The sequence below is a fragment of the Alphaproteobacteria bacterium LSUCC0684 genome (assembly GCA_041228335.1).
Taxonomy (GTDB): Bacteria; Pseudomonadota; Alphaproteobacteria; order Puniceispirillales; family UBA1172.
Genome location: CP166130.1, coordinates 194,421 through 206,143, shown reverse-complemented (window position 1 = coordinate 206,143; position 11,723 = coordinate 194,421). Strand labels below are relative to the sequence as shown.

7 protein-coding genes are annotated in these 11,723 nt (G+C 48.8%); 6 read left to right on the top strand and 1 reads right to left on the bottom strand.

Features of this window, described 5'->3' with window-relative positions:
• Positions 1–17 precede the first annotated feature (17 nt).
• Both AB8880_00970 and AB8880_00965 read left to right on the top strand, forming a co-directional pair.
• Entirely contained in the window at positions 18–365 is a 348-nt protein-coding gene (locus tag AB8880_00970) for a hydroxyisourate hydrolase (protein ID XDZ65997.1), read from the top strand.
• A gap of 35 nt (positions 366–400) precedes the next feature.
• The gene (locus AB8880_00965; protein ID XDZ65996.1) at positions 401–1,519 is read left to right on the top strand and encodes a dimethylsulfoniopropionate demethylase; all 1,119 of its coding nucleotides are present in this window, start codon (positions 401–403) and stop codon (positions 1,517–1,519) included.
• Between the two features lie 49 nt (positions 1,520–1,568).
• On the opposite strand, the gene AB8880_00960 is transcribed toward AB8880_00965, so the two are convergent.
• Positions 1,569–2,036: an Lrp/AsnC family transcriptional regulator gene (locus AB8880_00960; GenBank protein XDZ65995.1), complete on the bottom strand. Its 468-nt coding sequence runs from the start codon at positions 2,034–2,036 to the stop codon at positions 1,569–1,571.
• 112 nt (positions 2,037–2,148) lie between these two features.
• On the opposite strand from AB8880_00960, the gene AB8880_00955 reads away from it, so the two are divergent.
• The 4 genes from AB8880_00955 (at position 2,149) to AB8880_00940 (ending at position 11,715) form a co-directional block, all read left to right on the top strand.
• Complete coding sequence (locus AB8880_00955) at positions 2,149–5,589, top strand: indolepyruvate ferredoxin oxidoreductase family protein (GenBank protein XDZ65994.1); 3,441 nt, start codon at positions 2,149–2,151, stop codon at positions 5,587–5,589.
• A gap of 1,081 nt (positions 5,590–6,670) precedes the next feature.
• On the top strand, positions 6,671–9,052 hold the full coding sequence (locus tag AB8880_00950) for a hypothetical protein (protein XDZ65993.1): 2,382 nt from the start codon (positions 6,671–6,673) through the stop codon (positions 9,050–9,052).
• 36 nt (positions 9,053–9,088) lie between these two features.
• Positions 9,089–9,907, top strand: coding sequence for a hypothetical protein (locus tag AB8880_00945; GenBank protein XDZ65992.1), 819 nt, complete (start codon positions 9,089–9,091; stop codon positions 9,905–9,907).
• Positions 9,904–11,715 carry a type II secretion system protein GspD gene (locus tag AB8880_00940; GenBank protein XDZ65991.1) on the top strand — a complete coding sequence of 604 codons (1,812 nt, stop codon included), beginning with the start codon at positions 9,904–9,906 and terminating at the stop codon, positions 11,713–11,715. The genes AB8880_00945 and AB8880_00940 overlap by 4 nt, the downstream gene beginning before the upstream one ends.
• The last annotated feature ends 8 nt before the right edge of the window (positions 11,716–11,723 follow it).

Below are 11,723 nucleotides of genomic sequence, written 5' to 3'. Positions count from 1 at the left end.
GGGGGGAAAGGAAGATCATGGCGGTATTATCTTCGCATTTTTTGAACGGCGTCGATGGAAGTCACGCCGGCGGTGTTGCCGTGAAGCTTGTGCATATCGATGATGCCGGCGAGCGGGAGACGGTTTTTATCTCCGCGAGTGATGCGGGCGGACGTTTTGCCGAGGAAGTAAAGACACATCCCGCAGGCCGCTATGAGATGGTTATCGAAAGCGGCTCATATTTTCAGCAGTTTTCCCTGCCTCAAGACGGCAAACAGATCCTCACGGAAATTGTTATCCGGTTCACCATGCCTGATCAGGATGCCCGCTACCATATTCCTGTCATCATGGCGCCGCACAGCTATTCCTGCTGGTGGTCACAGTGACCGGCATATTGCTGATGAATATAGTGGAGGCATAGATGTCGGAAACCGGGTTGAATATGTCACGCCGGATCAGGCGGACACCTTACACGGACAAGGTGGAAGAGCATGGTGTGCGTGGGTTCAGTGTGGTCAATCACATGTTGTTACCCAAGGCCTATGGCCCATCGGTTGAGGAGGATTACTGGCATCTCCGTGAACATGTTCAGATCTGGGATGTGGCCTGTCAGCGTCAGGTGGAGATCCGGGGGCCTGATGCGGCCCGGCTTGTGCAACTGATGACGCCGCGAGATTTGCGCAAGGCACGTCAGGGCCAGGGCCTTTATGTCCCCCTGATTGACGAGAATGCTGGCATGATTAACGATCCGGTCCTCCTCAAACTGGAGGATGACAGATTCTGGCTCTCCATTGCGGATTCAGATGTGTTGCTCTGGGCAAAGGGACTTGCCGTGGGCGCAGGTTTTGATGTTGCAATAGATGAACCTGATGTCTCACCACTCGCCATACAAGGCCCCAAAGCAACAGCATTGATGACGGAGTTGTTTGGCGATGCGATACGCAAAATGCCCTATTTTGGTTTTGCCGCCTTTGATATGCTTGGAACGCGCCAGATTATTGCCCGATCGGGATACAGCAAGCAGGGTGGATTTGAAATATACCTTGAGGGCAGCCACCTCGGGGGGGATCTGTGGGATCTGATCTGGGAGGCGGGGCGGAAATATAATATCACACCGGGTTGCCCGAACCTCATTGAACGGATCGAAGGTGGGTTAATGTCATATGGTAATGAATTCACGCGAGCGAATAATCCACTGGAATGCGGATTCGATAAGATGTGTTACCTGGGCGATGATATCGATTATATCGGCAAGGCTGCGCTTGAACGCGTTGCAACCTACGGGCCCTCACAGCGTCTAAGCGGCATCAGGTTCGGTGGCGGAAAGACACCTCCCTGCGGTAAGCCGTTTCCGGTAACCAGCCATGACGGCAAGCCATTAGGCCAGATAACGTCAGGTATTTATTCCCCGCGCCTGGATTGCAATGTTGGGCTGTCAATGATAATTCGTTCCCATTGGGAGGTGGGCACGCCGGTTGTTGTTCACACGCCGGATGGGAAGGAACGCGAAGGCAGTGTTTCAGCCTTGCCTTTCTACTAGCCAAAAGGCAACCCACAAGGCCAAGTTCCACCCTTCGTATTCTTGGCGCTTATTTGCTCTGGAGTGGTGACGGCAAGGTCATCGATCGTTTGACCTGCCCGAAGGCAAAATACGTCTCCAGCTCGCCAAGGCCGGGGACACGGGTCAGGCTGTTGCGGACAAAATTCTCATAATCTTTGAGGGAGCGTGCAAAAACCTGCAGCATATAATCATGCCGCCCTGACATGAGATAACAGGCGACAACCTCATCAAGTTCCATGATGGCTTTCTCGAAACTTGCAATTTCCGTCTCTGTCTGGCGTTCAAGCCGAACAGAAACAAAGGCCATGATGGGCAATCCGTAGGCTTCAGGGTCCACGATTGCGCTATAGCCTTTGATGATGCCTCTTTCTTCCAGCATCTTGACCCGCCGCAAAGAGGGGGTAGGCGACAGGTTGACCCTTTCGCTCAATTCCTGATTGGTGATCCGCGCGTTCTGCTGCAATTCTTTGAGTATCTTCAGATCGATTTTGTCCATAGCAAAAATAATAGCATAATCTGCTAAAATATAAAATATACATAGCATAATTTGGTCAATAATTCTGCTCAGGTGGTGATATCATTTTCGATGAAAATCAGAGGAGCATATCTTGGAAGGTGATGTCAGGCCACTAATCCCAGCTGAAACAAGCGTTGATGACGTCTCACCATTGCTCGCGACATCCGTATCCTTAGGCGATAAATATGATCTTTCCCGCGACCGGGTCTATCTAACGGGCAGTCAGGCGATCATCCGGCTCTGCCTGATCCAGGCAGCGCGTGACCGGGCGATGGGAATGGATACAGGCGGGTATGTGACGGGGTACCGCGGCTCCCCCCTTGGTGGGCTTGATCAGCAATTTGCCGCCGCCAAAGAACATCTTGATGCGGCGGGCGTTCACTTCCATCCCGGGCTTAACGAAGATCTTGCCGCAACGGCGATCTGGGGCACACAGCAGGCAAGCCTACGCGGCGAAGGAACAAAAGACGGTGTCTTTGCGCTCTGGTATGGCAAGGGGCCGGGCGTCGACCGGACAGGCGATGTCTTCCGCCATGGTAATCTTGCCGGCAGCGCGGAAAAGGGCGGCGTGCTGGCTTTGCTTGGCGACGACCATTCCTGTGAAAGTTCCACCACCTGCCATCAGAGTGAATATGCGCTGGTTGACGCGATGATGCCCGTGCTGAATCCGGCCAATATTGAAGAGATCGTTGCTTACGGTCTGCATGGCTGGGCGATGAGCCGCTTCTCCGGATTGTGGGTTGGGCTCAAATGTGTCAAGGACAATATCGAGAGCAGCGGATCGGTGCTGCTTCCTGCCGCCCCGCCCTCTCCGGTTTATCCTGAGTTCAATATGCCAGAAGGTGGTGTCAATATCAGGGCAGGTGATGATCGCCATGAGCAGGAAAGGCGCCTTCATCGCTATAAACTCGATGCGGCCCGGGCTTATGCAAGGGCAAACCATCTTGATGGCATCCGGTGGCAAGGCGGCAAAAAGCCGAGCATAGGAATAATCAGCACCGGTAAAAGCTGGATGGATACTCAAACTGCGCTGGCCTTGCTTGAGCTGAATGAGAAACGCGGGGCGAAACTCGGTCTTGCCACCTATAAGATCGGGATGGTCTGGCCGCTGGAACCTCAAGGCTTAAAAGCGTTTGCCCTTGGTCTTGATAAGCTGATCATCGTTGAGGAAAAACGCGGCCTTATCGAGGGGCAGGCGCGTGAGATTCTCTATGGTCTTGACGGTGCCCCAGCGATCATTGGCAAGCAGGATGAAGCCGGCAATATGCTTTTTCCTGCCGATGGGGTGCTTGATCCCGTAATGATTGCCCGTCAGTTGGCTTTGCGGTTGCCAGGTCTTGAAGACGGGTCTACGCGCTTTTCCCATGGGGACGGCCAACCCCCTCTTGATGTGGCACGAACGCCCTATTTCTGTGCTGGTTGCCCACATAACACCTCGACCATCCTCCCTGAGGGCGCACGAGGATATGCCGGCATCGGCTGCCATTGGATGAGCCAGATGATGGACCGCGCAACCGAAGGCTATACCCAGATGGGCGGCGAAGGGGCCAACTGGATTGGCGAGGCACCGTTTTCAACGCGCAAACATGTTTTTCAGAATCTTGGCGACGGCACCTATAATCACTCTGGATTGATGGCGATCCGCGCCGCCGTCGCCGCCAGAGTCAACATGACCTACAAAATCCTCTATAACGATGCCGTTGCCATGACCGGCGGGCAGATGCATGAAGGCGGCCTGCCGCCGGCCCAGATAGCAACGGAAGTATTAGCTGCTGGAGTTGCAAGGGTTGAGATTGTCACCGAGCACCCCGGGAATATTGACCCAGCAGGATTGCCCAACGGCATAGGGATACATCACCGTGATGAGCTTCAACCCGTTCAGCGTGCGCTTGCTGATGTGTCGGGGGTGACAGTTCTTATTTATGTACAGACCTGCGCCACCGAAAAGCGACGCCGCCGCAAGCGGGGACTTGAGGCCGATCCGCCGCGCCGGGTGATGATCAACCCGGAGGTGTGCGAAGGATGCGGAGATTGCGGGGGGCAGTCGAACTGCGTGGCGATCCTGCCCCTTCAAACGATGCTTGGCACGAAACGTACGATCGATCAATCGGCCTGTAACAAGGATGTGTCCTGCCTCAAGGGATTCTGCCCGAGCTTTGTTACGATTGAAGGCGGCAAGCTCCGTAAGCCCGCAGCGTTAAATAATCACCCCGACGACTTGCCGCTACCGCAACCCGTGCTTGATCTTGATTCCCCCCGAAGCATACTGATCACCGGTGTTGGCGGCACCGGCGTTGTCACCCTTGGGGCGCTACTTGGCATGGCTGCTCATATCGAAGGCAAGGGCGTTGGCGTTATCGACATGGCGGGGCTGGCACAAAAGGGTGGTGCGGTGACTACCCATCTTCGGCTTGCCGACTCCCCGGACCAGATCCATGCCATTCGCCTTGCCCCGGGGACGGCGGATCTGATGCTCGGCTGTGATATCTTAACCAGCGCAGGGCATGGGGCGCTCAACCTGCTCAGGCCAAATGCCCATATCATCGCCAACACCCATGAGATGATGACCGGCGCTTTCGTGCGCGACCGCAACTTTACCCTGCCATCCATGCAGATGCAGGCGCGTCTTGAAAAGGCGGTACCAGAGGGGCAATGCCTTTTGACCAACGCTACCGAAATGGCTCGGCAACTCCTCGGTGATACGATTGGCGCCAACCTCTTCCTGCTTGGCGCCGCCTGGCAACGGGGTCTTATCCCCCTTTCCGAGGTAGCGATTATGGAAGCCGTCAGGCTTAATAAGGTAGCGATCGAGTTCAATCTGGCAGCCTTTGGCTGGGGACGGGCCTTTGTGGTGGAACCTGCCCGGTTTGATGTCAAGGCTGATGAGAATATAGGAACCGAAACCCTTGAAGCCCTCATCAAGGATCGCGCCTCCCGACTTGCCGCCTATCAAGATAAGGATTATGCGAAGGTTTATGAGGATTTCATCACAAACATCGTTGCTACGGACATAAATCCCTCAAAGAATTTTGCCATAGCTGTCGCAAAAAACCTCTACAGGCTCATGGCCTATAAGGATGAATATGAAGTGGCCCGCCTGCTTACCAATCCTGATTTTGAGCAATCACTTGCCCAGCAATTCGAAGGCGATTATCGCGTGGTCCACCATTTGGCCCCGCCTTTTCTCGGGGGTGTTGATGCCGCGACCGGCCGGCCTCGAAAACGTCGCTTCGGACAATGGGTGCGGCCAATGCTCAATCTGCTTGCCCGTGGAAAATACCTGCGCGGCAGTTGGGCTGACCCTTTTGGTTACTCGGCAGAGCGCCGCATGGAACGTACCCTGATTGTGGAATATAAAGCAATGATCACAACGGTGTCCAACGGACTTACGACCAGTAATTATGCCATTGCTGTTGACCTTGCCGAGACACCGGATCAGATCCGTGGCTTCGGTCCTGTCAAGATGGATGCAGTACAACAAACCCACGCGAGGCAAAACGAGTTGCTAGAAAATTTTGAACTCGCTGGATAATGGTTTAATCGCCAAACAGTAGGGGACTAAATGTGCCTACATTCGATTACTAAAAAGTGGTGCCCAGGGGCGGATTCGAACCACCGACACGCGGATTTTCAGAATACTGCTTTAACTTTTCCTGCTTATAATCAGTGGTTTGCAGGCAGAAAAATCAGGTGTGTTAAAAAGTGTGTAATGATACTCGATAGTTTTTCAATTTTTTCTATGCAAACATTCTTAATTGATATCTTTTTGAAAAACTAAATGTTCTGCGCCTTATTACCATAGGCCACTAATTTAAAATTAAAGAATTAAAAAGATAAATTTAAATTCCTGAGTTCAGACGGCATCCATCAACGTGAAATAATTGAGGTAGAATACTTGAGGGACAATTTGCCGAGCTAATGGTCTGTCTTCACCTGTTGCAGGTGTCTTAGTAAGCGTATACTTCCAAAATCCCCTCTAGCAGCACCATGATCACAACAGCGACCCAAATCACAAAATATACCGGCATCAAACATTAGCTTGCTAAACGTTATATGCTGTCTCATTTCTGACATCTCAGGCATAACTGGGGCACAATTTCATTGACAAACAGGCATGAGCAACCCGGAACCAGGTAAATACTAGTGGAATGGGGCATTACCCATCACCGCATCTTTTTTGATCAAGGAACGTGATGATACGTTCGCTTTCAATGAAATATGAATATCATGTTCCTTAGTGATACTATGTTACTAGTCTAGAAAAAAGAATTTTATTTTGAAATAATCAAATATAAGATATTTTAGATAAGAGATTGAAACTAGTTCAAAGCAGGCTAATTGCATGACTACAATGATAAACATGTTTTGATTTCACCATAATTATTACTGATTTGCGAGGTGATTGATATGTTTGGTACAAGTGTTCAATTCCGAAAAGCCCTGATTCTCTTGATGCTTGCAACGTTTCTTGGCTCATGCGGGGGAGGATCTTCTTCATCCTCATCGAGCACTTCCACTGCGACAAGTGGGATGCTGACGCCTAGTTCTGTGTCGGCGGTTCCAGCGAATTAACCAACCGTTATATTGTAGACAGTTGTTCGATGGAGAAGATTATGAAGCGTTTCAACATACATTTGGTAAAAACTGCAATCGTTATCTCAGCTGTAATACTTAACGCACCACCCTTGATGGCAGCTTACAATGATGCTGGGACAGACTATTCCAATCAATCTGTGGAAGAATGGACTGAAGATTCTGCAAATGAGTTGATAAGCCTTGCAAATTCATTTGCATGTATTATCAAAAACTCTAGAGGTGATCTTTCCCAACATGTTAATGGGAACTGGCAGGCACTTATTGATGAAGTGGCCTGTGGATTGGGCTCAGATAATAGTCAAAATGGCAAGCAGCTCGCGAAAACTATTTTGACGTCTTCGCGAGCATCGAACTCATCGCCGCAAGAAGTTACAGCATGGTTTTTGTCTTCAAACTCCGACCGTTACATTGCAAATGTTACAATCAATTCTGACGCTGAGACATTGCCTCCTTTCGGGGCGTGGTATTTTTCCTTTTTCCAAGAGAGGAAAGGGGCTTCAGGCTCTTCAATTGATCTGACAACGAGCAACCTTGCTTCCACCGACAATGGCTTTACTTCCATAACCCAGGACGGCTCAGATATTACGCTAGATGTAGCAGAACTATATTCTGAAACAGGTTATAGTCAAGTTAACGCCGCAACGTTCAGCATCATTAACGGTGACACCGACACCGTTAAGTTTCTTGGAAAAACAACCACAACCAACAACGGTTCAACATCGATCACTGGAACAGCAGGGCAGACTAGCGCAAACTATTATTACAAAGCATATGTCAACAGTTCTGGTGTTGTCGATACTTCCACTGATCAGTGCTTGTCCAGATCAACCAAATGGGCAAATAATTATGGCTACAAGCTTTTTGATGCCTCCTCCGGCGCAGCTGTATCTCTTGATGCGGGATATGGCTTCGAAACAGCAGGAGGCACGCGAGGGTATATCGGGAGTTGGGGCACCTGGTTTGATAATGATGCAAACCCTTTTTCTCCATCTTCGCCAACGGTTTCCGCAACCAAGAACAGTGACTCAAGTTCTGTTACATTTTATTGGTCACCGGGGAAACTCTCCAGTTTGTCTGAAGAAACGGAATCACTTGTAAATGGTGATAGTTTTCGCTGGTGGGGTCCAAATGACTCGGGAACATGGGGAGGTTATTATGCGACGTGGGATGCTGCAAATAGTCAATTTAACCTGACAGATTCTAATGGGTCATCACAAGGCACTTTGACCGGGGCTGAAGTTTCAAACAGTCCCTGGTATGGGTATATGTGGTCTGATCTTAAGAGAACGCAAGTCTACTGGTCGGGAGGAAATTCAACCAGCATATCTTTTTTTGTGCAATCATATATTAATGCCACATCAAGCATGGCATCGGCAACGAGCACAAGCTTTTATTGCGCTGAAAACAGCTGCCCTGGATCAGCATCAACAGGTGCAAACTATACAAATATGACCCTGTCTGATTATGCCTCACAAAGAAATGATGGTTTTATGAATGGGTCGACAGGTGATCTGTATTTCTATACAGGGAAAACCCCAGGCGGAAGCTATGAGGCGTTCACGATGTACCACGATACAGATGATAGTGGGGCTTTATCGTCATCTGATACACCGCTGCGATTTGATTTCAAGGTAACTGGTCAAGGTGAGTATACCGATTGGGACGCCAGCGCTACTGGAACTTATAATGGTGATTGGCCTGAAAAGTCCTTTAACTTTATTCTGAAATCAGAGGTTGATGCAGGAACTTGTTCTGTACAATCTCCAGGGAATTGCCCTGAATACCAATGGAATATTGGTGCATATCCTTGGCATCATTCGGTAATGATCTTCAATAGTTCCGGAACGGGCGTAAAACTCGATGACCCGCTTAAGTTCAATTACACATATGCAAAGACAAGCGATGTAAATGAGGGGACTTCCCTAAGCTTTACAACCACTTCAGATTACAACCCTGTGAAATCCCTCTGTACAGAAAGTAACGGAACCTACGCGTGTTCAAACGTCACCCCCAATGATCTCGATGGAAGAAAATTCCTTCTTGAATATGATGGTGAGAATATACATGGTCTTCCAGGGGTAGATTCAGCAGGCAACAATCAAACAATATGGTTGCAGCTTGTGAATCTTGAAAACGGAACAACACTTACAGATACCGAAGGGAACAGTTACGTTGTAAAGGCGGCAGAAATCGGTTATTCCTTTACATCAACTAATATGTCGAACTGCTCCAGTATTGATTTCACTAATGTGTCTGAAATTGGATTTACAATGAGTAGCGTCCCGGATATCACGGATAATGATACATATCCTCGTCCAGTTAATGTGGATTGGTCTGATATTCCAAGTATAGATGCAACAAGTTGTGATATTGTTCATGGAGTTGCAACCTGTCCATGATGACACAACTTGATGCTTCCTGTACAGGATAGCAAAATGGTTTCAATTTATCTTGTGATAAGACAGCGGCTTTTGACGCTGTCTGTCACTTTTCTGTCTTTATATTGTCTGTGTTTGGAAGCTTCAGCCTCAACATTCCCAGATGAGGGCATATGGAAACGCCTTTTTTTGGAAAGACCAGCGACGATGCCACTAGATGGTAAGGTCTTTGCGGTAAACCTAAATCCCTCATTTACATCTATTGTTGTTTCATTCGAAGGCAGTTCTCCCATCTTTATGGTACCAGGTGATAGATATGTTCTCTCGGGTCGAGAGTTAATATTGAGTTCAGTTTCCGATGAAAAAGTGATTTTTGAAGATGCCGATGGTTTATCCTTTGTATTATTTCTAAGTGAAGTTGCGAAAGATAAGTCGCAAGTTTCACAGGCTCCACTCTCCCCAGGCGCAGCACAAGGTATTGGCTTTCTGGGTGTCCAACGACAAAAAGCAGCTTCAAATCTGATGCCCCAAAAGGGGCCCATGTATGGCCTGACCAATGTTCCGACCGATCAGGTGGAGCAGCTGGCTGCAGAAGCAGGAATCCCAGAACAATTTATACATCTTGTTGCGGGAAATGTTGAACCAGCAAGAAGCCGGGGCGGGCGACCTGGCTGGAAAGTTAACGCTGCCCCCCCTCTTTTAAAAAAATTTGGGATCAATCTGCATAGAGGTGATATCATTCTGGCAGTAGATGGAATCCCTTCCCAAAGACTTGAAGAAATACAAAAACATATAACAAAAAGACAAAAGGGCCAGATATTTCAAGTTGAAGTGCAACGGGACAACAGATTGATCATGTTGGAATTCAGTGAATGAGATTACCAAATAACAAAATTTTATCTTGTTTGTTTGCTGTTGCCTTTTGCATCGGAAGGTTTTTACCGGCTCAGGCTGAAACCATGCGGTTCATTGATGCGCCGCTCTCATCCGTGCTGGCAACCTTCTCTGCCGTTACAAATTATATATATACGGATGATTTGCGTTCAGAAAAAACCATTACCTTTCTAACCAGTGATGAAATTACACCAACCAATGCCCATGAGTATCTGGAATCTATCCTCACGTCTTTAGGTGGCGCCCTGGAACAGATTGATGCCAAGAGTTATCGAGTGCTGCCGATATCTTCCAATGAAATCAGAGATTTGCCAAAAACTGTAGATAATGAAAATTCTGCATCTTCTCACAGACTAACTCAACCCACCCAGACTGCTGACAAGCAACCTCCCAAAAAAGTCACAAGATTAAATCTTGAAAGCAAGTTGGACCGTCGAGGGTTGGAGCAATTGGTCGGTCTTGATCCGGAATTGAGGTCTCTGGGCATTGTCAATGATGGTCTGTCATCCGAATCCGTCATCCTCATCGGATCAGAATCGCAGATAGATCGTGTCAAAGACCTATTAGCAGAATTATCTGGCCTACCACAGAACAATATTGATGTTGCCCCAGTTCAAGTAGCGACTACAGCGACGGTTTCCAATCCAGCACATCAACATGAAAGCGAGATTGCCAGCAGAATCATTGACATGCGTTTCTCAGTTGCTGAAACAGTTGTGGCAAGCCTTGAGAAAATCATCTCCCTAAGTGGTCTTGACGGAAAAGGAAGCATGACGGCCCATTCGGAATCCAACCAGATTGTCCTGGTTGGCACCGTTGATTGGCTTGAGGTGATTGAGCCTCTAATTCTTCAAATGGATCGAGAACCAAGGCAGGTATTCGTTGATGCTATTATTGCTGAAATATCTGAAAACTCCACGCGTAGATTGGGGCTTCAATTTTCAGGTCGCAAGGGTGTCTTGGGGGTAGCGCAGGGCTCAACCACAGGCGGGTTAAGCCAGGGATCTGTTGTTGGCAACACAATGCTATCTGGATTAACAGGCGGTATGCTGGCTGTTGGCGGCGGTGCGTCAGCACTGCCGGATCTTGGCATTCTTCTCACGGCTATTGAAGGAGATGCCGATAACCGTATCCTTGCCACACCAAGCCTGATGACACTAGAAAATCAAGAATCCGTAATTCTGGTGGGGCAGAATGTTCCTTTTATCACGGGTAAATATTCATCTGATAGTGGGAATCAGACAGCCTCACCCTTCCAAACCATTCAACGCGAGGATTTGGGGATTAGCCTCAAGGTTAAGCCCAGAATTGGTAGTAATAACGATCTCATTCTTGAAATTCAGCAGGAGGTATCTGGGCTGGATAGCGCGACTACAGGGCTAAGTGATGTGGCAACAAAGAAGAGAGAAATATCCACCGTCATCCGGGCCAGGCCAGGCGAAACAATAGCCATCGGCGGTTTGCGTGACACGCAGACGGAACGGATGACGACAAAAGTTCCTTTCCTTGGCGATCTACCCGGCCTTGGTCTTCTTTTTCGTCAGGAGATGGTAAGAACAATCAATACCAACTTGGTGATTTTTTTAAGGCCTACATTAATGACAACACAACCTGCACGGATCAAAATACTTGACCTAAAGCAGCAAGAACTTGAAACAGAAAACCAGAAATTCCTGTCCGGGCCGGGGGAGGACGCAACTGCAATTGATCGCAAGGTCTTCAAGTTTTTTAAGCCTGATGGATCCTTCCCGTCACTTCAAATCGATCAAAATTCGAGCAACCAGCAATGATTAATCCG